This window comes from Ketogulonicigenium robustum (assembly GCF_002117445.1).
Lineage (GTDB): Bacteria > Pseudomonadota > Alphaproteobacteria > Rhodobacterales > Rhodobacteraceae > Ketogulonicigenium > Ketogulonicigenium robustum.
On the sequence record NZ_CP019937.1, the window covers coordinates 1,565,010 to 1,588,714 of the forward strand.

General features: G+C 62.8%; 20 protein-coding genes. 6 read left to right on the forward strand and 14 right to left on the reverse strand.

Annotated elements, in window-relative coordinates; translation table 11 throughout:
• The first annotated feature begins 107 nt into the window (after window positions 1-107).
• Together BVG79_RS07780 and BVG79_RS07785 are read left to right on the forward strand one after the other, a co-directional pair.
• Window positions 108-1,424, forward strand: a complete 1,317-nt coding sequence (locus tag BVG79_RS07780; RefSeq protein ID WP_085787316.1) for a M23 family metallopeptidase — start codon at window positions 108-110, stop codon at window positions 1,422-1,424.
• Window positions 1,414-1,914 carry a bactofilin family protein gene (locus BVG79_RS07785; RefSeq protein ID WP_085786381.1) on the forward strand — a complete coding sequence of 167 codons (501 nt, stop codon included), beginning with the start codon at window positions 1,414-1,416 and terminating at the stop codon, window positions 1,912-1,914. Before BVG79_RS07780 ends, BVG79_RS07785 begins: the two co-directional genes overlap by 11 nt.
• A gap of 57 nt (window positions 1,915-1,971) precedes the next feature.
• Here BVG79_RS07785 and BVG79_RS07790 read toward each other — a convergent pair whose 3' ends face one another.
• Both BVG79_RS07790 and BVG79_RS07795 read right to left on the reverse strand, forming a co-directional pair.
• A complete protein-coding gene (locus BVG79_RS07790) occupies window positions 1,972-2,238 on the reverse strand; it encodes a spike base protein, RCAP_Rcc01079 family (protein WP_085786382.1) in 267 nt (88 codons plus the stop codon).
• A gap of 92 nt (window positions 2,239-2,330) precedes the next feature.
• Window positions 2,331-3,221: an MBL fold metallo-hydrolase gene (locus BVG79_RS07795; protein WP_085786383.1), complete on the reverse strand. Its 891-nt coding sequence runs from the start codon at window positions 3,219-3,221 to the stop codon at window positions 2,331-2,333.
• Between the two features lie 234 nt (window positions 3,222-3,455).
• Between BVG79_RS07795 and BVG79_RS07800 the strand changes: the two genes are divergently transcribed.
• The gene (locus BVG79_RS07800; RefSeq protein WP_085786384.1) at window positions 3,456-3,857 is read left to right on the forward strand and encodes a DoxX family protein; all 402 of its coding nucleotides are present in this window, start codon (window positions 3,456-3,458) and stop codon (window positions 3,855-3,857) included.
• A gap of 70 nt (window positions 3,858-3,927) precedes the next feature.
• Here the strand turns inward: BVG79_RS07800 and BVG79_RS07805 are convergent, their stop codons facing one another.
• The 11 genes from BVG79_RS07805 to BVG79_RS07855 all read right to left on the reverse strand — a co-directional run bounded on the left by BVG79_RS07805 (window position 3,928) and on the right by BVG79_RS07855 (window position 15,304).
• Complete coding sequence (locus BVG79_RS07805; RefSeq protein WP_085786385.1) at window positions 3,928-4,461, reverse strand: peptidylprolyl isomerase; 534 nt, start codon at window positions 4,459-4,461, stop codon at window positions 3,928-3,930.
• Window positions 4,462-4,491: 30 nt separating this feature from the next.
• Window positions 4,492-5,193, reverse strand: coding sequence for an LrgB family protein (locus tag BVG79_RS07810; protein ID WP_085786386.1), 702 nt, complete (start codon window positions 5,191-5,193; stop codon window positions 4,492-4,494).
• Window positions 5,190-5,555 carry a CidA/LrgA family protein gene (locus tag BVG79_RS07815; RefSeq protein ID WP_085786387.1) on the reverse strand — a complete coding sequence of 122 codons (366 nt, stop codon included), beginning with the start codon at window positions 5,553-5,555 and terminating at the stop codon, window positions 5,190-5,192. Before BVG79_RS07815 ends, BVG79_RS07810 begins: the two co-directional genes overlap by 4 nt.
• Window positions 5,556-5,702: 147 nt before the next feature.
• Entirely contained in the window at window positions 5,703-6,785 is a 1,083-nt protein-coding gene (gene mraY, locus BVG79_RS07820; protein ID WP_085786388.1) for a phospho-N-acetylmuramoyl-pentapeptide-transferase, read from the reverse strand.
• 8 nt (window positions 6,786-6,793) lie between these two features.
• Window positions 6,794-8,227, reverse strand: coding sequence for a UDP-N-acetylmuramoyl-tripeptide--D-alanyl-D-alanine ligase (locus tag BVG79_RS07825; RefSeq protein WP_085786389.1), 1,434 nt, complete (start codon window positions 8,225-8,227; stop codon window positions 6,794-6,796).
• The gene (locus BVG79_RS07830) at window positions 8,224-9,738 is read right to left on the reverse strand and encodes a UDP-N-acetylmuramoyl-L-alanyl-D-glutamate--2,6-diaminopimelate ligase (protein ID WP_085786390.1); all 1,515 of its coding nucleotides are present in this window, start codon (window positions 9,736-9,738) and stop codon (window positions 8,224-8,226) included. Before BVG79_RS07830 ends, BVG79_RS07825 begins: the two co-directional genes overlap by 4 nt.
• 25 nt (window positions 9,739-9,763) lie before the next feature.
• Window positions 9,764-11,545 (reverse strand): peptidoglycan D,D-transpeptidase FtsI family protein, encoded by a 1,782-nt coding sequence (locus BVG79_RS07835; protein WP_085786391.1) that lies wholly within the window; start codon window positions 11,543-11,545, stop codon window positions 9,764-9,766.
• A complete protein-coding gene (ftsL, locus tag BVG79_RS07840) occupies window positions 11,542-11,910 on the reverse strand; it encodes a cell division protein FtsL (RefSeq protein ID WP_085786392.1) in 369 nt (122 codons plus the stop codon). Before ftsL ends, BVG79_RS07835 begins: the two co-directional genes overlap by 4 nt.
• Window positions 11,907-12,914, reverse strand: coding sequence for a 16S rRNA (cytosine(1402)-N(4))-methyltransferase RsmH (gene rsmH, locus BVG79_RS07845; protein WP_085786393.1), 1,008 nt, complete (start codon window positions 12,912-12,914; stop codon window positions 11,907-11,909). The genes ftsL and rsmH overlap by 4 nt, the downstream gene beginning before the upstream one ends.
• 3 nt (window positions 12,915-12,917) lie before the next feature.
• The gene (locus tag BVG79_RS07850; protein WP_085786394.1) at window positions 12,918-13,409 is read right to left on the reverse strand and encodes a division/cell wall cluster transcriptional repressor MraZ; all 492 of its coding nucleotides are present in this window, start codon (window positions 13,407-13,409) and stop codon (window positions 12,918-12,920) included.
• Window positions 13,410-14,245: 836 nt separating this feature from the next.
• On the reverse strand, window positions 14,246-15,304 hold the full coding sequence (locus BVG79_RS07855; RefSeq protein WP_085786395.1) for an Mrp/NBP35 family ATP-binding protein: 1,059 nt from the start codon (window positions 15,302-15,304) through the stop codon (window positions 14,246-14,248).
• A gap of 613 nt (window positions 15,305-15,917) precedes the next feature.
• On the opposite strand from BVG79_RS07855, the gene BVG79_RS07860 reads away from it, so the two are divergent.
• Both BVG79_RS07860 and BVG79_RS07865 read left to right on the forward strand, forming a co-directional pair.
• The gene (locus tag BVG79_RS07860) at window positions 15,918-17,072 is read left to right on the forward strand and encodes a benzoate/H(+) symporter BenE family transporter (RefSeq protein WP_085786396.1); all 1,155 of its coding nucleotides are present in this window, start codon (window positions 15,918-15,920) and stop codon (window positions 17,070-17,072) included.
• On the forward strand, window positions 17,069-17,662 hold the full coding sequence (locus BVG79_RS07865; protein WP_085786397.1) for a LysE family translocator: 594 nt from the start codon (window positions 17,069-17,071) through the stop codon (window positions 17,660-17,662). The genes BVG79_RS07860 and BVG79_RS07865 overlap by 4 nt, the downstream gene beginning before the upstream one ends.
• A 17-nt stretch (window positions 17,663-17,679) precedes the next feature.
• Here BVG79_RS07865 and BVG79_RS07870 read toward each other — a convergent pair whose 3' ends face one another.
• The gene (locus BVG79_RS07870) at window positions 17,680-20,013 is read right to left on the reverse strand and encodes an ATP-dependent helicase (protein ID WP_085787317.1); all 2,334 of its coding nucleotides are present in this window, start codon (window positions 20,011-20,013) and stop codon (window positions 17,680-17,682) included.
• 221 nt (window positions 20,014-20,234) lie between these two features.
• Between BVG79_RS07870 and BVG79_RS07875 the strand changes: the two genes are divergently transcribed.
• Entirely contained in the window at window positions 20,235-23,675 is a 3,441-nt protein-coding gene (locus BVG79_RS07875) for a pyruvate carboxylase (protein WP_085786398.1), read from the forward strand.
• Window positions 23,676-23,705: the final 30 nt, after the last annotated feature.

Consider the following 23,705-nt stretch of genomic DNA (forward strand, 5'->3'; position numbering starts at 1 on the left):
CCCCCTTGAATGGTGATCGCAACGGTTGTCAGCCCTGCCCATCGTTGCCTAACACGTGGCAGACAAGCTGGGGCCACGCCCCGCCCAAAAACACTGATGAGGGACGCGTGCGCTTACCGCTGCGACACAGAATTCACGCCGCACTGGAACGGCGCCTGCCCGAGCGGCGGCTGTTCATCCGGTCCGACACCCAGACCCGCTTCATCCGGCTGCGCCCCATCACGCAACTGATCGCCATTGCCGGCTGCAGCGTGTTGGTTGGCTGGTCGATTGTGGCGACGGCCATCGTGCTGATGGACGCGATCAGCGCGGGCAATTACCGCGCCCAAGCCGAACGCGACAAAATGCTGTACGAGGCGCGGCTGGAAACGCTGTCGGGTGAACGTGATTCCCGCGCCGTCGAAGCCATGGCCGCGCAAGAGCGGTTCTCGGCCGCTCTGGCGCAGGTTTCGCAAATGCAAACCCAGCTGCTGACACTGGAAGACCAACGTGTCGAGTTGGAATCCGGCCTTGACGCAGTCCACCAAACGCTGCGCCGTACGGTATCGGAACGCGACTCGGCCCGGGCGCAATCCAGCAACCTCACCGCACAACTGAACGGCACCCAAGACGTGGTGCCGGGACATACCGGCGAGGAATTGGTCGGAACGCTGGATATGCTGTCGACAGCGCTGGCCGAAACGGCCGCCGATCGCGACGGTGTTGCCGCCGACGCGCAATCCGCCATCACCGCCGCCGCCGATCTGGAACTGGAACTGCGCCTGATGCAGGAGCGCAACAGCGAGATCTTCCTGCAGCTGGAAGAGGCTATGCAGGTTTCGGTCGAGCCGCTGGAGCAAATGTTCCGCGCTGCGGGCGTTAACCCCGACACCATCATCGCCCAAGTGCGGCGCGGCTATTCCGGCCAAGGCGGCCCGCTGACACCGCTGCAATATTCGACCAGCGGCAGCGCCATCAACCCCGACATCGAACGCGCGAACCGCATCCTCGAAGGGTTGGACAATATCAACCTTTACCGTATCGCCGCCGATCTGCTGCCAGTATCGCAGCCCTATCGCAACGCGGCACGGCTGTCGTCGACCTTCGGCACCCGCTGGAATCGCGCCCACGAAGGCGTCGATTTCGCCATGCCGATCGGCAGCCCGATCTACGCCACCGGCGAAGGCGTCGTGACCTTTGCAGGCTGGAGCAGCGGCTACGGACGACTTATCAAAATCCGGCACGAGTTCGGATTCGAGACCCGCTATGCACATTTGAACGATATCAAGGTGCGGGTCGGCCAAAGGGTATCGCGCGGCGAGCGAATTGCTGATAGTGGTAACTCAGGCCGATCCACCGGACCTCACCTTCACTACGAAGTTCGGTCCAATGGCGCCCCCCAAAACCCTCTCACCTATATAAGAGCTGGACGCGATGTTTTCTAAGAGCAAGATCAACGAACCCGGAAGCAAGACCCCTGATCAGGCCCCCGCGCCCAGCCAACCCGCTGCGGCTGCCAGCACTGCGCCTGCTTTCACCCCTGCAACCAGCGCCAAGCCCAAGCCCCCTGCTTCGGTTCTGTCGTCGGACCTGCACATCACCGGCAACATCCGCACATCGGGCGATGTGCAGATTGAAGGTCAGGTCGACGGCGACATCCGCGCCCACCTGCTGACGGTCGGCGAAGGCGCGACCGTGCGCGGCGAACTGGTTGCCGATGATGTGGTGATTAATGGCCGTATCGTCGGCCGCGTGCGCGGGCTGAAGGTGCGCCTCACCTCGACCGCGCGGGTCGAGGGTGACATCATCCACAAGACCATCGCCATCGAATCCGGCGCCCATTTCGAGGGTTCGGTCCAACGCCATGAGGACCCGATCACCGGCGAAGCAAAGCCCAAGGCGCTGGCAAAGCCTGTCGACGACCAAGGCGTCTAAGACACAAGTCCCCAACACTAAAAGGGCCGTTCTTAGCAATAGGAACGGCCCTTGCCTTTACCAGACCCCAACCAATCCTGCCGCTGTTGTGCCTGTCGCCCAGACGCGCTGGACGCGCACCGGCAGCGGCACGCCAACCAACACCGGCAGCGTCACAGGCTCGCCCCCCGCCAGCATGGTCACGCGCAGATTTCCCGCCGTGGTCGCGTAGATCGCGCGGGGCACGTTGGGCAAATCGACAGTGTTCGATGGCGTGATCGCTGCGGCCTGCACAGCGGGGCTTTGCAGGCCGGTTGCGGCATTTCTAAATGGATCGTTTGGCATGGCAGGGCCCTCTCTCGTTGTTGCACGGCTGGGGCGCAACGTCGCGGAAAAAGGTTTAGGCTGCCACACACCGGCGCGCGGTGGTGTTGCGCCTACTCGCCACTGCCGCGCGTCAGCAAATCCATCGGGATTTTCAGGTAGCGCCGACCGTTCGCCTCGGGCGCGGGCAGCTGCCCGCCGTTGATGTTCACCTGCAGCGCATGCAGAATCAGCTTGGGCATCGGCAGCGTAGCGTCACGCGCATCACGCGCGGCGATGTAGGCGGCCTTGTCGCGATGCACCGACAGATGGCTGTTCGTCGCGATCTGCATGGCAATGGTCGATTCGTACTGTAACGCCCGCCCACCCGGCAAATAATCGTGCCCGGTAAAGAGGCGCGTTTCGGGCGGCAATTGCAAAATCGCCTGAATCGAATCCCACAGCGCGGCAGAGCTGCCCCCCGGAAAGTCGGCCCGCGCCGTACCGCTGTCAGGCTGGAACATCGTATCGTGGATAAACGCCGCATCACCAATCACATAGGTGATCGAGGCCAGCGTGTGCCCAGGCGAATGAATGACATAGCCCCCGATTTCGCCAATGTTGAACGTGTCGCCGGCGGAAAACAGGTGATCCCACTGGCTGCCATCCTGCGGGAAATCGGGCCAGTTATAAAAATCGGCCCACAGCTTTTGCACGCGGGTGACATACGATCCTGTCGCTGTCGGCGCACCCGTTTTCGCTTTCAGATAAGGCGCGGCGGAAAAGTGGTCGGCATGGGGGTGCGTGTCCATAATCCACTGAACGCGGTAGCCACGCTCGGCAATGAAGGCCAAAATCTTGTCTGCGTTCTCGCTCCACGTCTGGCCGGACTTTTCGTCATAGTCGAAAACGGGGTCGATAATCGCGCAGTCTTTGGTGACCGGATCTGCCACGACATACTGAACCGATCCCGTGCGGCGATCATGAAAGGCGGTGACATCGGGCAAGCGTTCGGCGGCAGTCATAAGGCGATTCCCAAGTTATCAACTCTCGTCAGCGGCAACCTACACCCCGAAAAAATATATACAACGACACACCCCTGCGATGCGCTATCGCGCGGCGATGCACCACGGCGATTATTTCCGATTTGGAACCAATATCACACCGAAGCACTGTCTAATCCTCGGGGCGGCAATGCGTCATATACGCAGCAACGACAGGCCATGTCGGCCTGACCCCAGCTTTTCGGAGTATTCGAAATGATCGATCTGTCCACCGCCCCCTATGCCATCCTGATCCTGCGCTTGGCTTTGGCTGTTTTGTTCTTTGCCCATGCGGGCTTGAAACTGTTTGTCTTCAAACCTGCGGGCACCGTGGGTTACTTCCAATCGCTCGGGCTGCCGGGCTGGTTTGCCTACTTGACCATCGCCGCTGAAATTTTGGGCGCCCTTGCCCTGACCTTCGGTATCGTCCCGCGTCTGGCGGCTTTGGCCCTGATCCCGCTGATGCTGGGCACGATCATCAAGGTGCACGGCCCCGCCGGTTTCTGGTTCACCAACCCCAACGGTGGCTGGGAATACCCCGCCTTCTGGACGATCGCGCTGCTGGTTCTGGTGCTGCTGGGTGATGGTGCGGGCACGCTGGTCGCCAGTCCGTTCTAATAGGCCGCCCCTTACAAACGCAAACGGCGCTGCATCACGCAGCGCCGTTTTTTTTGTGTCTGGCCTAAAATCAGTCGACGCGCGCAACCTCGGAAATCGCGATGGGCTGGCGCAGGTGGGTCTGGTCTTTTTCCGCCCGCGCATACAGGCGGTCCATCACATCCCAGCCGCTTTCGACTTGACCAAAGGCGGCGAAGCCCTGCCCGTCAGGCTGGCGCTTGCCGCCAAAGTCCATCTCGGGATCTTCGTTCATCATGATGAAGAATTCCGACCCCGAATTGCCGGGCTCGTAGCGGCCCATCGCCAACGTGCCGCGCACGTGGCGCAGGCCGGTGTCGCGCGTCCGCTCTAGCGGGATCTGCGGGAACGGGCGCGGATCATTCGCGTCTTTCGCGCGCCAGCCCCAGTGCAGCGCCTGAATGTAATGGTCGCGCGCCTGTTCTTCGTTATCGGGTGTCACGATGCGGAACAGCGTTTGGTTGTTCAACGCGCCGCTGTCGACATAGCGCATGAAGTTTTCGCCCGAAATCGGCGCTTTATCGAGGTAAATGCGCAACGTGATGTCGCCCTCTTCCGTGCGCATCACTACCAGAGGATTTGTCATGTCAGACTCCCATTCCTTATAACTGTCGCCCTACTGCCCGAACGCCGCAAACGCCAGTGGGATGACAATTGCCGTCACCACCCCGTTCAACGCCATCCCCAGTCCGGCAAACGCGCCCGACACCGCGCTGACCTGCATCGCGCGCGCGGTCGCGATTCCATGCGCTGATACACCCATTGCAAACCCACGTGCGGCGGGGTCACGAATCCCCAGCAGATTCAGCAGCGGCCCCGCGATCACAGCCCCGACCACACCGGTCGAGATCGCAACCGCGACTGTCAGCGGGGCCAGCGCGCCAATGGCATCGGCCACGCCCACGGCAATACCCGCCGTGACCGATTTGGGCACCAGCGCCAAGGCCAGCGCCTGATCTGCGCCGAGGCCCCGCGCGATCAGCCAGCCTGCAGTCGCCCCCACCGGCGCGCCCACAACCAGCGCCCCAATTACCGGCAGCGCGCGCTCGCGAATCAAATGGCGCGCGCGAAACAGCGACAGCGCAATCGCGACCGTCGCCGGCCCCAGCAGCAGGTAGATGAGCTGCGCGCCCGACATATAGGTTGCATAATCCGTCCCTGTCGCGACCAGCGTCACCACAACAACCGCGATCGAGATAAGAACCGGGTTCACCACCGGATGGTTGCCCGACAAGCGCGCCAGCATCTGCGCCCCCGCAAACACGCCGACGGTCAGCGTCAGCCACAAAATGGGCGAATGAAGCAAATCGGCGATCATGCCCGCCCCCGTTTGGATAGCAGCGCGAAGACGGCCGCTGTGACGGCAATGGTGATCGCGGTCGAACAGACCAGCGCGATCAGCATCGGCCAAATATTCGCCGACAGCGCTTCGAAATACAGCATGATCCCGACACCGCCGGGCACGAAAAACAGACCCAGCACCGCCAGCAGACCGTCAGCAACCTTCACCGTCTGGCTTTTCTCTATCGCGGCATTGCCACCTTTGCGCGCCCAAACCAGCAACAACACCAGCAACAACACAATTCCGATCACCGGCGCCGATAGCGGCCAGCCAGTCACGCGGATCACGACCTCGCCCACCAACTGGCACGCAAGGATGACGAATAAACCCTTCAGCATAGGTTCCCCCTTTTCACCGAGGCTCCATGGCACCGCAGGCCGGGATTTGCAATTTCCACCGCCCCGCGCCGTCGCGACAGATCGGCGCGGGCAAACAAAAACGCCGCCTGCGATTATCACAGGCGGCGTTCAAATGGTGGCGGCGTCTTAGCGCAGTTTCAGCGTCGACAGCCCGATGATGGCCAGCACGAGCGCGATTATCCAGAACCGGATCACGATCTGCGATTCCGACCAGCCCTTCTTTTCAAAGTGGTGGTGAATCGGCGCCATCAGGAAGATCCGCTTGCCGGTGCGCTTGAAGTACAGCACCTGAATAATCACCGACAGCGCCTCGACCACGAACAGGCCGCCCACGACCACCAGCACCAACTCGTGCTTGGTCACAATGGCGATAGCCCCCAGCGCGCCGCCCAGCGCCAAGCTGCCGGTGTCGCCCATGAACACAGCCGCAGGCGGTGCATTATACCACAAAAAGCCCAAGCCCGCGCCGACCAGCGCCGCGCAGAACACCACAATCTCGGACGTACCAGGCACGTAATGCACGTCCAGATAGGTCGAAAAGTCGGCCCGCCCGACGAAATAGGCGATAATCCCGAACGTCGCCGCGGCGATCATTACGGGCATAATGGCCAGCCCGTCCAAGCCATCGGTCAGGTTCACCGCATTCGCCGCGCCCACAATGGTGATGATCGCGAAGGGGATGAAAAACACACCCAGATTGATCAGCAGCGATTTGAAGAACGGCACGGCCAGATGGTTAGCCATCAGTTCCGGCTGGTAATAGCTGGCCCAAAAGCCCGCAACACCCGCGATCACAAAGCCCAGCACCAACCGCACACGGCCCGAAAGGCCCGCCGTCGTCTGCTTGGTCACTTTGGCATAGTCGTCGACAAACCCAATGCCCGCATAGCCGATCGTCACGAACAGCACGACCCAGATAAAGGCATTATCCCAGCGCGCCCATAGCAGCGTGGCGACCAGCAGCGCACCGATGATCAGCAACCCGCCCATGGTCGGCGTGCCCGCCTTGGCCAAATGGCCCGCAGGGCCATCGGCGCGGATCGGTTGCCCCCGCCCTTGCACACGGCGCAAGTAATTGATCAGCGGTCGCCCAAAGACGAAGCCAATCAGCAGCGCGGTAAAGAACGCCCCGCCCGCCCGAAAAGTGATATAGCGGAACAGGTTGAACGGCCCGCCGCCATCTGAAAGAGCTGTCAGCCAATAAAGCATGTCTTATCCTATTCCACAGTCTCGGCCTTGCAGCCCAACTTGCGCAGCGCGTCGACGATGATCGAAACGCGACTGCCCTTTGATCCTTTGATCAGCACCACATCCCCCGCATCCGCAATGCGGTTCAGGTGCGGCAGAACGTCCTCGGGGGCGGCGAACCAATAGGCGTCCTCGGGGGGCAGCGCCGCGTGCAGCGCCTTCATGCGCGGCCCAACGCAAATCACCACATCGGCCTTTTGCAGCGCGGCATTGTCGGCCAGCGCGGCATGCAGCGCCATCTCCTCCGGCCCCAGTTCCAACATATCGCCCAGCACGGCAACGCGCCGGCCGCGCATCATCCGCCCCACGCCATCGACAGGCTCCGACAGGGCCAGCACGTCCAGCGCTGCCGCCATCGATGTGGGGTTCGCGTTATACGCATCGTCGATGAGTTCAAAACTGCGCCCCTCGCGCAGCGCATCCAGCGCGATCACCTGCCGCATGCCGCGGCCTGCGGGGGGCGTCCAATCGCCCAAGGCCACCAGCGCCCGCGCGCGGTCCACACCCACGGCGCTGACGGCGGCCAGAACCGCCAAAGCATTCACCGCAAAATGCCGCCCCGCGCTGTTGACCTTCAGATGGAAGGGCGTGCGCCACGCGCGCCCCGTGCCGACGGTCACGCCGCCACGCACGCGCACGTCCAGCAGGCGATGGTGATCCGCGCCCTGTTCGCCAAAGGTCACCACGCGCGCGCCCCGCGCCTTCGCGGCGGCAACCAAAATAGGTGTCACGGCCAGATCGCCGTTCACAACGGCAGTGCCCTTGGGCAGCAGGCCTTCAAAAATGGCCGCCTTTTCGTGGGCGATCCCCTCAAGGCTGCCGAATGCTTCAAAATGCGCAGCGGCAACCGTGGTGATGACGCCGACATGCGGCTGCACCATGCGCGACAACGGGCCGATCTCGCCGGGGTGGCTCATCCCCAGCTCGAACACACCAAATTCGGTATCAGCCGGCATGCGGGCCAAAGTCAGCGGCACGCCCCAGTGGTTATTGTAGCTGGCTTCCGATGCATGCGTGCGCCCGAAATGCGCCAGGACGGTGCGCAGCATGTCCTTGGTCGATGTTTTCCCGACCGATCCCGTCACCGCGATCACCTTGGCCTTGGTGCGCGCACGCGCCGCGCGGCCCATCGCCTCGAGGGCGGCCAGCACGTCATCGACGATCAGCAGCGGCGCATCATTTGCAACACCGGCGGGAATACGTGCGACCAGCGCACCCGCAGCCCCCTTTTCCAACGCGGCTTGAACAAAATCATGCCCATCGCGGCTGGCGGCCAGTGCCACGAACAGATCACCCGGTTGCAGCGTGCGCGTGTCGATTGAAATCCCATCGACAGCAAAATCGCGCAGCAGCCGCCCGCCCGTTGCGGCGGCAGCCTCGTGCCCCGTCCAAAGTGCCGTCATATCAATCCCTCGAGGGCAGCGACCGCAATGCTGGCCTGTTCGACATCGTCGAACGGCAGCACGTCCTGCCCCACAATCTGGCCGCTTTCGTGGCCCTTGCCGCAGATAATCAAGGCATCGCCCGCCTGCAGCGCATCGACGCCGCGCAAGATCGCCTCGGCACGATCGCCGATCTCGACGGTGTAGGCGCTGCCGCCTGCAGCGATCGCCCCCTCCATCACAGCGGCGCGGATGCTCGCCGGGTCTTCGGTGCGGGGGTTGTCGTCGGTGACAATCACCATATCGGCCAACTGCGCCGCAGCGGCCCCCATCAGGGGGCGCTTGGTGCGGTCGCGGTCGCCGCCCGCGCCGACGATGGCGATAATGCGGCCCATCACATGCGGGCGAATGGCCTGCAGCACGGTCGAGACAGCGTCGGGCGTATGGGCGAAATCGACGAACACAGACGCGCCATTGGCCCGCCGCGCGGCCAGCTGCATCCGCCCGCGAACGGTGGTCAGGTAGGGCAGTGCCGCAAAAACATCTTCCTCGTCCTCGCCGGATGCGATCACAAGGCCAGCGGCCAGCAGCACGTTGTCGGCCTGAAAGCCACCAATCAGATCAAGGCGTTGCTGATAAATCGTGCCCTGCCAGCTAAAACGGATGTCCTGCCCCGTGGCATCGAACCGCTGCCCCAGCAATTGCAGGCGTGCACCCATCGTGTGCCCCACGCCGATCACTTCCTGCCCGCGCTGCTCGGCGGTACCCGCCAGCTCTGCCCCTTTGGGGTCGTCAATGTTAATCACCGCGACGCCATCTTCCGGCAGCAACCGCGTGAAGAGCCCGGCCTTGGCCTCGAAATAGGCGTCGAACGTCTTGTGATAGTCTAGGTGGTCTTGGCTGAAGTTGGTGAACCCCGCCGCTGCCAGCATCACCCCTTCAAGGCGGCGTTGCTCGATCCCGTGGGACGATGCCTCCATCGCGACATGGGTGACCCCATCGGCAGCCGCAGCGGCCAGCACATGCTGCAGTGTCAGCGCATCGGGAGTGGTGTGTTTCAAGGGGTAATGCCAGTCGCCATCGACACCTGTGGTGCCGATGTTGATTGCATGATGCCCCAGCCGCTGCCAGATCTGGCGGGCAAAGCTGGTGACCGATGTCTTGCCGTTCGTGCCGGTGACAGCCACAACCATCGGCGGCTGCGGGCCAAACCACAGCGCGGCTGCGCCAGCCAGCGCGGCGCGGGCATCTTTGGTGACCACCAGCGTCACATTTTGCCCCGCCAGCGTGTCGCCGATCAGCGCTGCGCCTTCGGGGTCGGTCAGAATCGCCGTCGCGCCCAAGGTGACGGCGCGTTCGGCATAGCTTGCGCCGTGTGCTGCCGTCCCCGGCAAGGCAGCAAACAGCATGCCTTGGCGCAGTTGACGGCTGTCAATTGCAATGCCACTGACCCGCAGCGCCGCACCTTGCGGCCCCGCGGCCCCATGCAATCCCAACTCGGCCAGCGATTTCGTGTTTTGCACTTCTGCCATTGGCCGTCACCCCGCGCCTTTTGCGTTAATGCACGCCTGATACATCAGAGGAGCCGGTAACCTCAACATTCGGCCGCACGCCCAGCAGCGGTGCGACGCGACGAATAATCTCGGCGGTGACGGGAACGGTCGTCCACCCCGCCGTGCGCCGCGTTTGGCCTGCGACGAATTCCGACGGCTCGTCCATGGTGATAACAAAAACATACTGCGGGTCTTCCATCGGGAAAGCGCCCGCAAAGGTGGCAATCACCTTGTCATCATAATAGCCGCCCGTTGGCTTTGGCTTGTCGGCCGAGCCCGTCTTGCCGCCAATCGCATAGCCCGGAATATTCGCGAACGACGCCGTGCCGTGCGTCACGACCGAACGCAGCATTTCTCGCGCGTCTTCCGAGACCGATTGGCTGACGATCTGTTCGCCCAGCGGGTGATCTTCGGTGTGCACCAGCGTTGGGCGCACCAAATGCCCGCCGTTCAGCAAGGTCGAATAGCCCGCCGCCAAGTGCACGGGCGACGACGAAAAGCCGTGCCCGTAAGACGCAGTAATCGATGTCAGCTCGCCCCACGTGCGGGGCAGCAGCGGGACGCCAGTGGCGGCCTCGCTCAGCTCCAGCCCCGTCGGGGTCAGAAAGCCCAGCTCGCCCAGAAAGTCACGCTGGCGCTGCGGGCCGATCAGCATCGCAAGGCGCGCCGAGCCCACGTTTGAGGACTTTTCAATAATCTGGTGGACCGAATTCTGCGCGCCGTAGTTGCCGAAGTCGCTGATGCGGAAGCGACCCACAACCAGCGGGCTGCGGGTATCCAGCACGGTGTCTTGGTTCACCAAGCCCAGATCAATCGCCTGCGCGGCGGCGAAAATCTTGAATACCGACCCAAGTTCGTAAACGCCCTGCACCGCACGGTTAAATAGCGGGCTGTCGGACTGGTCGCCCTCGGTCAGCACGCGGGGGCGGTCGTTCGGGTCGAAATCGGGCAAGGACGCCATGGCGATAATCTCGCCGGTGTGGATATCCATGATGATGCCCGCCGCGCCCTTGGCGTTCATCATGGTGATGCCGCCCTGCAGCACCTGTTCAACCGCCGCCTGCACGGTCAGATCGATGGAAAGCTGCAACGGCTCGGCCAGGTGGGCGGGGTCGCGCAGGCGTTCGTCAAAGAATCGCTCGACCCCCGCCACGCCGATCACCTCGGCCGAGGAGACATCCTCGTTCCCAAAGCCAGCGCCGCCCATCACATGCGCGGCAATTGGGCCGTTTGGGTAAAGGCGTGCCTCGCGGGCGCCGAACAGGATGCCGGGGTCGCCGATGTCATGCACCGCCTGCCGCTGCTCGGGCGAAATCTGCCGGCGGATCCACAAAAAGCGGCGGTCCGAGGTGAAGTCGTGAAGCATCCGCTCCTCGTTCAGCTCGGGGAATATCTGCGCAAGTTCGCGCGCGGCGCGTTCGGGGTCGACCAGTTGCTGCGGGTGCACATAGACCGACGCGGTCTCGATATTCGTCGCCAACAGGCGGCCATTACGGTCGACAATATCCGCGCGCTGGCTGGTAATGCTGGCGACCAACCCCGCCGAGGTGCGCGGCTCGCTCGGCTCGGTCGAGGCCAGCAGCGCCATCCGCCCACCGACCATGAAAAACCCCAGCGCGAACGCCGCGCCCAGCAGCAGCAAGCGGCGCTCGGCGCGCTGGCGACCGTAATCGCGCTCTTCCTCTTGGCGCAGGCGCATGTTTTCGCGCTGGATCGCATCGGTGCTTTCGCCGCTTTCGCGGGCCTGCAAAATACGCGCCAAAGGGCGAAGCGGTTTGCGGATCATGGCAGAGCGGCCTCCTGCGGGGGGAAGTCTTGCGGCACGATGTCAAACCCGCGGGGGTCGACGGGTTGGGCGGTTTCGGCCTGCGCAAAGGGAATCGCGTCAATACGGCTGTAGGTTTCGCCCATCATAGGCAGCAGGCCCAATTCGCTGAAGTTCAGCGCCACCAGTTCGCTGAGGCGGTCGGGGCGGTTCAGATAGGCCCATTCCGCGCGCAGCATGGCGTTACGGGCATGCGTGGTGGCGATCTGGTTCCGCAGGCTGTTCAACTGTCGCTGTGCGGCCTGCGTCTGGTAATTCTCGCGGTAGGCCCAAAAGGCCAAACCCATCACAAGCGCCGCAACAAGGATGTGCAGCAGCGCTTTCATCTGCGGCCCCCGCGCCCCTTGGCGGGCTGCAGGCTGGGCATGCCGATTTCTGCCGGATCAAGCGTGCCCGCTGGCGCATCCGTTCGCCGCGCCACCCGCAACAGGGCCGAGCGCGCGCGGGGATTGGCGGCAACTTCTTCATCGTCAGGCTGAATGGCTTTGCGCGTAACCAGCGTGAAGGCGGGGGCCTCGCCCTGCACTTCGGGTGCGTAACGGCTGCCGCCGCCTGTCGCGCCTGCGCGCAGTTGCATAAAACGCTTGACCATGCGGTCTTCGACCGAATGGAAGGTGACCACGGCCAGATGGCCCCCCGGCTTCAGAATAGATTCTGCGGCGGCCAGACCGTCGTAAAGCTGGCGGTATTCATCATTCACCGCGATCCGCAATGCCTGAAAACTGCGCGTCGCCGGATGGCTTTGCCCGGGCTTTTGGCGCGGCAGGCAGCCGGCGATAATCGTCGCCAATTCCAGCGTCCGCTCGATGGGGCGGGCCTGCACGATCGCGCGGGCGATCCGGCGCGAGGCGCGCTCCTCGCCGTAAAGATAGAGGATGTTGGCCAGCGCCTCTTCGTCGGCGGTGTTCACCAGATCGGCGGCGGTCGGGCCGGTATCGCCCATACGCATGTCCAGCGGGCCGTCTTTTTGGAAGGAAAACCCACGCTCGGCTTGGTCGATCTGCATCGAGGATACGCCCAGATCCAGCACCACGCCGTCGACCTGTTCGCCCACAATCTTATCCATCTGGGAGAAGGTGCCAAGGCGCAGATCAACGCGGTCACCCATCGACGCGCGCCAGTCGGCAGACAGCGGAAACACGGTCGGATCGCGGTCGATGCCGATCACGCGCGTGGCACCTGCGGCCAGCAAATCGCGCGCATAGCCCCCTGCCCCGAACGTGCCATCAACCCAAACGCCCTGAACGGGCTGCACTGCGCGCACCAACGGCTTGATCAGAACAGAGACATGCGGGCTGGCGCTGGCGTTATTTTGCACCGGATCAGCCATACGTTACCCCTGCAACAGTGACAGCGGGTCGAAATCCTCGCCCTGCGCCGCCAAGAAGGCCTCGACCTCGGCCGCGATGGTGTTGGCGAAGGTCTGGTTTTCCCAGATCTCGAAATGGTCGCCCGCGCCGGTAAAACGCACCTCGCCCTCGGCGATGCCCAGCTTTGCACGCTGGTCGGCCGGCATCACCACGCGGCCATCCTTGTCGACATCCAGGCGCACCGACTGCCCCAAGATCAGCCGCGACGCGATGCGGCGCTGCGGCGCGCCCTGTGGCATGGCCTGAATGCCCTGCGCGATCTGACGAAACGCGGCAACGGTGTAGACATGCAGGCAGTTTTTCAGGTGTTCGCCGTAAAGCAGGTAAAGGCCGGGGTTTGCCCCCGGGGCCCAATCGGGATCATGCCCTTCCAGCACACGACGAAAATCGGCGGGAATGGACATGCGCCCCTTCCCGTCGATCTTCTGTACATATTCGCCGGTAAAGCTGACCAAGGCCGCGCCTTCCCTTTTCTGTCCCTCGCCGGGCCTTGTGGCCCTTTGGCAATTATTTGGGCCATGCGGCCCGCTATTTTTGTCAACCAGGCCAAGCTGCCTTGGCCCAATAAAAAACGGATCGCACCGCTGCCACAGCACGACCCGCCGATCACGTTCCCTTTCGGGTGTCTGGCTGCACGCATCCTTCTGGGGATCACTGCTCGTTGCGTGCGCCGGATCTGTTTTTACGTCCGACTTTTCGTCGTTTTGCCGTCCGGGGCAGTTGACCCACCCTCATCTGACGGAAGTGATCGAAGCGCCTGGTGAAACCTGCCTCGTAGCGCCGGATATTTTTGCGTCTTCCGGTCGCTGCTAAATCTCACGGCCACTTGCGTGAACTGCTCGATCCTTCCTTGAGACTGGAGATAGCATTGGGAATTCATGGAACGCAATGGGTTTTGCTGGGCAATCGGCGGAGGAGTGTCGATTCACCCTTGCCCTTGCAACCGAGGCTGTGGAATCGCAGCGCCGAATCTGGCCGCATTAGGTGTCATCTGACAGAATCGCTACCACATATAGTTAGTGGTGCAAAAATGGCGCATGATTAAAGTTCGTGATGTTTTTTGCATCTGCAATCGCAAGGCGATTCGCGCAAACGTGAACAGGGTGTGAACACTGCGGACACCGGCCCGACCAGACCAGCCAAACCCATGTGTTCCCAGTAACGATTATTAATAGAATCGAGGGCGATTCGGTTCAGCGCCGAACTTTCCGCCATCGCTCCACACGCAAAGGGCGCGAGGGTCGACCAAAATGCAACGCGCAGGGATCGCGGCTTTTCTGCAACAGGCTGATCAGGCGACACCGCCGCGAACCAAGCCCGCCGCCAGCTGCGCAAACGCCTGCGCCATCTCGCCATCGCCCAACGCAACGGGGCGGCCACTATCGCCCGCCAGACGCGTCTCCAGATCGATGGGCAACTGCGCCAGCAACGGCAGCCCCAAGGTCGCGGCCTCGTGTGCGACACCGCCGTGACCAAAGATATGGCTGGTGCCACCGCAATGCGGGCAGGTGAAATGGGACATGTTCTCGATCAGGCCCAGCACGGGGGTATGAAGGGTGTTGAACATATCGACGGCCTTGCGCGCGTCGATTAGCGCGACGTCCTGCGGAGTCGAGACGACGATCGTGCCCGTGACCTTGGTGCGCTGGCACAGGGTCATCTGCACATCGCCAGTGCCGGGCGGCAGATCGACCAGCAGCACATCCAGTTCGCCCCACGCCACCTGTGTCAGCATCTGCTGCAGCGCGCCCATCAACATCGGGCCGCGCCACGAGACCGCCTTGCCGGGCGGAACCAGCAGCCCCAGCGACATCAGCGACACCCCGTGCGCGCGCAAAGGTATCATCGTTTTGCCATCGGGGGCGGTGGGGCGGCGATCTTCGCCCATCATCAACGGCTGCGAGGGGCCATAGATATCCGCGTCCAGCAGCCCCACGCGCCGGCCCGCGCGTGCCAACGCGACCGCCAGATTCGCCGTTACCGTGGACTTACCCACGCCGCCCTTGCCAGAGCCGATGGCAATAACATGACGCACGCCCGGCACGGGCTGCGGGCCTGCCGCCTGCGCGGTCGCGTGACGCCCCACCTTCAGCGCCGGGGCCGGACGCGTGCTGGTGAGGACAACATTCACGCGCTGCACGCCCGCCTGCGCCATCAACGCATCCTCGACAATGCGGGGCACGTTAACGAAGGCCTGTGCGGTTTCGGGATCTGGCACTTCGATTACGAAGCGCACCTCGCCGTCGACCACGGCCAGAGCGCGCACCAAGTCGCGCGAGATCAGGTCGCCACCGCCCGGCAGTGCGATGGCCCGCAGCGCGGCTGTCACGTCGTCTTTCGTCAGTGTCATCTTGTTCCCCACTCTTGCACCCTGCCGCAGATTCGGATCATGCCCCACATTTATCTGCCGCATATCGGCCTTGGCAGAATCAGCGTCGCACTGGGGCGGTACTGTCATCGCCTCGACATGTTCGGGCTTTAGCCTGTTTGGTCGTTGACGGGAAGAATACCGCATTATTCCATCATCGCACAGAAAACAGGCAGATATTTCCCCCAAATGCGCAAGAGGGGAGCGCCTTATTCCCATCACCCCCTGCATACGCCAATAATCAAGAAAACAAAGGACTTTCGGCCTATGCACTGGATGCATGGCGGCCTTGTAAAGGCGGCGATTGAACCGGCGCGCAATTCATTTACATATGGTCTCAAGCAAGGGCGATGACGAAACAAGCACATCGGCAAAGCCTAGCAACATTATCCGGCGATCTCTCTCCTCCTCCCTCGAGAGATCCTTGGACCCGCAACCTGCACCTCCTCCTCCCATTGCAGGTTGCCACAAGACGGCGGCGTCACCTCCTCCCGGCGCCGCCGTCTCGTATTTTTGGCAGGTTGCATTTTCCGGACATATCCTCTCCTCTGACGCTGATCCCAGCGCAGGTCTGGGCCCGTCTGCAGGACTGCCAATGCGTGTTTCCCTTTTCGCCCCAGCCCTTGTCGCCGCCCTGATCGGGTATGGCTCGTCCATCGCGCTTGTGTTGGCAGCCGCGCAGGCGCTGGGGGCGACGCCTGAACAAACGCAAAGCTGGGTCTTCGCGCTCTGCCTTGGCAAAGCGGTGGGCAGCATCATTCTGTCGGTCTGGACACGTATCCCCACGGTTTTGGCGTGGTCGACACCGGGCGCAGCGCTGATTGCCGCGACCGATGGCATCACAATGGCCGAGGGCGTCGGCGCGTTCGTTCTGGTCGGCATACTGATTGCCCTCACCGGTGTAGTGCGCCCGCTGGGGCGGTTGATCGCCATGATCCCCGACGCGCTGGCAGGCGCCATGTTGGCCGGCGTACTGCTGCCATTTTGCCTACAGATCGCTGGCGCGCTACAAGGCGCGCCGATGATCGTGGGCATGATGGTTGTCGTCTATCTGCTGGCGCGCATGGTGAATGCCGCTGCCAGCGTGCTGGTTGCACTGGCGGCAGGGCTGGCCTTGGCCGCGATGCAGGGGCAAATCACGCTGCCGCACGATGGCTTTGTGCTGCCGCACCTTGTCTTTATTGCCCCCACCTTCAATCTTGGCACCGTCTTCGGGCTGGCACTGCCGCTTTATATAGTGACGATGGCAGCACAGAACCTACCAGGGTTCGCCGTGCAGCGAGCGGCTGGCTATACCCCGAATGTGGGACGCAGCCTGCTGGTCACGGGCACGGGGTCGGCGCTGACGGGGCTGTTTGGCGCGCACACCCATAATATGGCGGCCATTACAGCCGCCATCTGCCTAGACCCTGCCGTCCACCCGAACCCAGCCGAGCGCTGGAAAGTGGCCCTGCCCTATGGCGCTGCGTGGCTGGTGCTGGCGCTGGTCGGGCCGTGGATGATCGGCCTGCTGCACGGCCTGCCCCCGCAACTGCTGACCGCCGTCGTGGCGCTGGGCCTGCTGGCCCCGCTTGCCGGGGCGCTGGGCAACGCCATGAGCCACCCCAGCCAACGCACTGCAGCGACTGTCACGATCCTTGTCGCGGCTAGCGGGGTCAGCTTCTTTGGTGTCGGCGCGGCATTTTGGGGCTTGGTTGTCGGCCTTGTCGTCCATATGACCGACACAGTCCTGAAAAGAGCCAAGCCATGACCATTGCCACATTCCTTGCCGTCCTTGTTTTCGGGTTGATCAGTTCGATCACACCGGGGCCCAACAACCTGATGGTAATGACGTCGGGCGCGAATTTCGGCCTGCACCGCAGCTGGCCGCATATCTGGGGCATCGCCTTGGGGTTTGGGGTGATGATCTTCATTCTGGGCCTTGCACTTGCAGGGCTGTCGATGCTGCTGCCCACCATGCGGGTGCTGCTGAAGGTCGTGGCCGTGGTCTATTTGCTGTATCTGGCGTGGAAGATCGCCACCGCCGCGCCGATCGACGGGGCCACAAGCACGGCACAACCGCTCAGCTTCTTACAGGCGGCGGCGTTTCAATGGGTTAACCCCAAGGCCTGGGCCAGCGCGGTGACCGCAGTCGCCGCCTATTCGCCTAGCGGGTCGTTTTTGGGCGCGGTGCTGATCGCGGTGGCGTTTATCATCACGGGGCTGCCGTCTGTCACGCTTTGGTGCGTCATGGGGCAGGAACTGCGCCGCCTGCTGGATACGCCCGCGCGCCTGCGCGCGTTCAACATCACGATGGCCATCTTGCTGCTGCTGACGCTGATCCCGATTGTGATGGTGTAAGTGCCAACATCCCGTTCTTAGAACGGGATGTCATCAGCCTGCGCTGCGGGCACAACGAAATGCGACATCAGGTGCTTTTCACCCGCCTTATCAAAGGCGACCAGCACCTTGTCGCCATCCAGCGCGGTGATCAGACCGTAGCCGAACTTCTGGTGGAATACCCGATCCCCCACCGCCAGCACGGTGGTCGCCACGGCATCAATAATCGGGCCGCGGCCCGTCTTGAACCCCGACACACCGCGCTGCGCGCCGCGTGATTGCATGCGCTGCCACCCGGGCGAGTTGTAAACATCGGCGCTGGCGGCCCTTTCCTCGACCCGCGCGGGTTGGGGCGCGGCGGCGCCATAACTGCCCCCATAAAGACCGGGCGGCGTCAGCACCTCGACATCATCGGGCGGCAGCTCGTCGATAAAGCGCGACGGCAGCATCGACTGCCGCTGCCCGTGAAAGAACCGCGTCGCGGCAAAGCTGATGATCGCCAACCGCTCGGCCCGGGTGATACCCACATAGGCCAAGCGCCGTTCCTCCTCGAGCGCGGCAAGGCCGCTTTCATCCAACGCGCGCTGGGACGGGAAAATGCCGTCTTCCCAACCCGGCAGAAAGACAACGGGAAATTCCAACCCCTTCGCGGCGTGCAAGGTCATAATCGACACCTGCGGGCCGGCGGTGTCGGATTCGTTTTCCGCCACCAGCGCGACATGTTCCAAAAAGCCCTGCATGTTGTCGAAGTTATCCAGCGACTTCACCAGCTCCTTCAGGTTCTCCAAACGCCCTTCGGCATCGGGCGACTTTTCGGCCTGCCACATGCCGGTGTAGCCCGATTCGTCCAAGATCTGCTCGGCCAATTCGATATGCGATGCGCCCGCTAGAATGGCATCGTGCCACCGGTAGAATTGCTGTACCAAAGCGCCCAGCGTCGACACGGCTTTGCCGCCCAGCAACTTTTGCTGCACCACCGCCCCGGCCGCATCCAGCAACGACAAGCCTTGGTCGCGCGCGGTGCGTTGAATCGTCTGCACCGCTTTCTCACCCAAGCCGCGTTTGGGGGTATTGACGATCCGCTCGAACGCCAGATCGTCGCTGCCTTGCACCGCCAAGCGGAAATAGGCCATCGCGTCGCGAATCTCCATCCGCTCGTAAAAGCGGGGGCCACCGATGACTTTGTAGGGCAGGCCAATCGCCAGAAAACGGTCTTCAAATGCGCGCATCTGGTGCGACGCGCGCACCAGAATCGCCATCTGGTCCAACGCAAAGGGCGGCAAGCCGCGTGATCCGCCCTGCAGGGCCTCGATCTCTTCGCCGACCCAGCGGGCCTCGTCTTCGTTATCCCATTGGCCAATCAGGCGGACACGCTCGCCCTGCCCGGCCTCGGTCCAAAGGGTCTTGCCCAGCCGACCGCCATTCTTGGCGATCACACCGGACGCCGCCGACAGGATATGCCCCGTGGATCGATAGTTCTGCTCTAGCCGGATCACGGTCGCGCCGGGAAAGTCGCGCTCGAACCGCAAGATGTTACCCACTTCGGCGCCGCGCCAGCCGTAAATCGACTGGTCGTCATCACCCACGCAGCAGATGTTGTGGTGTTTGGCCGCCAGCAGCCGCAGCCACAGGTACTGCGCGACGTTGGTGTCTTGGTATTCGTCGACCAGAATGTACTTGAACCGGTCCTGATAGCTTTCCAGCACATCGGGGTGCTTTTGGAAGATGCGCACCATGTGCAGCAGCAGGTCACCAAAATCGACCGCGTTCAGCGCCTTTAGCCGCGCCTGATATTCGCCATAAAGCCGGATCGCCCGCCCGTCATAGGCGCTGGCATCGGATGTGGGGATGGAATCCGGCCCAATGGCCCGGTTTTTCCAGCCATCAATCACCCCCGCCAGCGCGCGCGCTGGCCAGCGTTTTTCGTCAATCCCCGCCGCTTTAATCAGTTGTTTCAGCAATCGCAGCTGGTCGTCGCTATCCAGAATGGTGAAGTCAGGTCGTAGCCCCACCAACTCGGCATGGCGGCGCAGCAGCCGCACGCAAACCGAGTGGAAAGTCCCCAGCCACGGCATCCCCTCGACCGCGTCACCCAGCACCTTGCCGATGCGGTGCTTCATCTCGCGCGCGGCTTTGTTGGTAAAGGTCACCGCCAAAATCTGCCCCGGGTAGGCGCGCCCCGTGCTGACGATATGCACGATGCGGCTTGTCAGCGCCTTGGTCTTGCCCGTCCCCGCCCCTGCCAGCATCAAAACCGGCCCGTCCATCGTTTCGACGGCCGCTAACTGCGCAGCATTCAGCCCATCCAGATAGGGGGTCGGGCGCGCGGCCATGGCGCGCTGTGAAAGCGAGGGGGTCGGGGTATTATCCATCATACCGGCCAACATAGCCAAGGCACGGGCCGGTGGGAAGATCAATGTTCCCGTTACGTTCAAAATCTGCCGCGACTTTTACCGCGCGCGCTTTCGCCACAAAACAGGCAATTGGTCTAACCACCTTACCAAATTGCCGCGAAAACAGCAAACTTCCGTTGTGTCAGGCGCTGGAACGACCTAAGCATTGACGAAACTGCACGAGGGGGAGGCAGAATTCCATGGCCGAATTCCAGAAGATTCTGGTCGCGAACCGGGGCGAAATCGCCATCCGCGTCATGCGCGCCGCAAACGAAATGGGCAAGAAAACCGTCGCCGTCTATGCCGAGGAAGACAAGCTGGGCCTGCACCGCTTCAAGGCGGACGAGGCCTACCGCATCGGCGAAGGTCTAGGGCCTGTTCAGGCGTATCTGTCGATCCCCGAAATAATCCGCGTCGCCAAAATGGCCGGTGCCGATGCCATCCACCCCGGCTATGGCTTGCTGTCGGAAAACCCCGAATTTGTGGATGCCTGCGATGCGACGGGCATTACTTTTATTGGCCCCAAAGCCATCACCATGCGCCAGCTGGGCGACAAAGCATCGGCGCGTAAGGTCGCGATTGCGGCAGGCGTTCCTGTCATTCCGGCGACCGAAGTTCTGGGCGATGATATCGCCGCCATTCGCGACGAGGCCGCCCAGATCGGCTATCCGCTGATGCTGAAAGCCTCGTGGGGGGGCGGCGGGCGCGGGATGCGCCCCATCAACAACCCCGACGAGCTGGAGGACAAAGTCCGCGAAGGCCGCCGCGAGGCCGAGGCCGCCTTCGGCAATGGCGAAGGCTATCTGGAAAAGATGATCCTGCGCGCCCGCCACGTCGAGGTGCAGATTCTGGGCGACAAGCTGGGCGGCATTTACCACCTGTGGGAACGCGACTGTTCGGTGCAGCGGCGCAACCAAAAGGTGGTCGAGCGCGCCCCCGCCCCCTATCTGACCCAAGCCCAGCGCGAGGAATTGTGCGAGCTGGGCAAGCGCATCTGCGCCCACGTCAGCTATGAATGCGCCGGCACTGTCGAATTCCTGATGGATATGGACTCGGGCAAGTTCTACTTCATCGAAGTGAACCCCCGCGTGCAGGTCGAACACACCGTGACCGAGGAAGTCACCGGCATCGACATCGTGCGCGCCCAGATCTTGATCGCCGAAGGCAAACCGCTGGCCGAAGCGACCGGCGCCGCGACGCAGGCCGATGTCGTGCTAAAGGGTCACGCCCTGCAATGCCGCGTCACCACCGAAGATCCGCTGAATAACTTCATCCCAGATTATGGCCGTATCCAGATGTACCGCAGCGCCACTGGCGCGGGTATCCGGCTGGATGGCGGCACCGCCTATTCGGGCGCGGTCATCACCCGTTATTACGATTCGCTGCTGACCAAGGTGACCGCGCGCGGCCAGACGCCCGAAATGGCCATCGCCCGCATGGATCGCGCCTTGCGCGAATTCCGCATTCGCGGGGTGTCGACGAACATCGACTTCGTCATCAACCTGCTGAAACACCCGACGTTCCTGAACAACACCTACACCACCAAGTTCATCGACACGACGCCCGACCTGTTCCAGTTTAAAAAGCGGCAGGACCGTGCGACGAAGCTGCTGCGCTACATCGCCGACATCACGGTCAACGGCCACCCCGAGACTGTCGGCCGCCCCCGCCCAGCCGACGTGAAGCTGCCCCGCGCACCCAAAGTGCCGCTGGCCGATGCGCCCGCAGGCACGCGCCAATTGCTGGAAAGCGGCGGCCCTAAGGCGGTTGCAGACTGGATGCTGGCCCAGCAGCGCCTGCTGATTACCGATACATCCATGCGCGACGGCCACCAATCGCTGCTGGCCACCCGCATGCGGTCGATCGACATGATCCGCGTGGCACCGGCCTATGCGCATAAAATGGCCGATCTGTTCTCGGTCGAATGTTGGGGCGGCGCGACGTTCGATGTGGCCTACCGCTTCTTGCAGGAATGTCCGTGGCAGCGCCTGCGCGACATTCGCGCGCAGATGCCGAACGTTCTGACGCAAATGCTGCTGCGGGCCAGCAACGGCGTGGGATACACCAACTACCCCGACAACGTCGTGCAGTTTTTCGTCAAACAAGCCGCAGAAACCGGCGTCGATGTGTTCCGTGTGTTCGACAGCCTGAACTGGGTTGAAAACATGCGCGTCGCGATGGATGCGGTGATAGACAGCGGCAAGATCCTCGAAGCGTCGATCTGCTATACGGGCGACATTCTGGATGCGCGCCGCCCTAAATACGACCTGAAATACTACGTCGCCATGGCGAAAGAGCTGGAGGCCGCAGGCGCCCACATTCTTGGCATCAAGGATATGGCGGGCCTGCTGAAACCCGCAGCCGCCAGCCAATTGATCAAGGCGCTGAAGGACGAGGTCTCGATCCCGATCCATCTGCACACGCACGATACCTCGGGCGCATCGGCCGCCACGATCCTGTCGGCCGCGATGGCGGGCGTCGATGCGGTGGACGCGGCTATGGATGCGCTGTCGGGCAACACATCGCAACCCACGCTAGGGTCGATTGTCGAGGCCCTGCGCGGCACCGACCGCGATACGGGGTTGGATATCGACGCGATCCGCGAGATTTCGAACTATTGGGAGCAAGTGCGCTACCAATATGCCGCTTTCGAATCTGGCCTGCAGGCCCCCGCATCCGAGGTCTACCTGCACGAAATGCCCGGCGGCCAGTTCACCAACCTGAAGGCACAAGCCCGCAGCCTTGGCCTCGAGGAACGCTGGCACGAGGTCGCCAAGACCTATGCCGAGGTGAACCAGATGTTTGGCGATATCGTCAAGGTTACCCCCTCGTCCAAGGTGGTGGGCGATATGGCGCTGATGATGATGGCCCAAGGCCTGACCCGCGCCGAAGTCGAAGACCCTGCGGTGGATGTCGCTTTCCCCGACTCGGTCGTCGATATGATGCGCGGCAATTTGGGCCAACCGCCCGGTGGCTGGCCCGCTGCCCTGCAAGCCAAAATCCTGAAGGGCGAGCACGCGATAACCGACCGCCCCGGCAAGTTCCTGCCCCCTGTCGATATCGAGGCGACCCGTGCCCAGCTTTCGGCCGAACTTGAAGGGCGCAAGATCGACGACGAGGATCTGAACGGCTACCTGATGTATCCCAAGGTCTTCATGGATTATATGGGCCGCCACCGCACCTATGGCCCCGTGCGCGCCCTGCCGACCGAAGCCTTCTTCTACGGCATGGCACCGGGCGACGAAATCTCGGTCGAGATCGACCCCGGCAAAACGCTGGAAGTACGCCTGCAAGCCGTGGGCGAGACGACCGACGATGGCGAGGTCAAGGTCTTCTTCGAACTGAACGGCCTGCCCCGCACGGTGCGTATCGCCGACCGCAAAAAGACCGGCACCCGCGCCGCGCGGCCCAAGGCCGAGGCGGGCAACCCGAACCACATCGGCGCGCCGATGCCCGGTGTCGTCGCCACCATCGCGGCAGCAGCGGGCAAACCCGTGAAGGCGGGCGATCTGCTGCTGACCATCGAGGCGATGAAGATGGAAACCGGTATCCATGCCGAACGCGACGGCGTCATCAAAGCGGTGCACGTCACGCCCGCCAGCCAGATCGACGCCAAAGATCTGCTGATCGAGCTGGAATAACCCTACCGCCCGCGCCACACACTGGCGCGG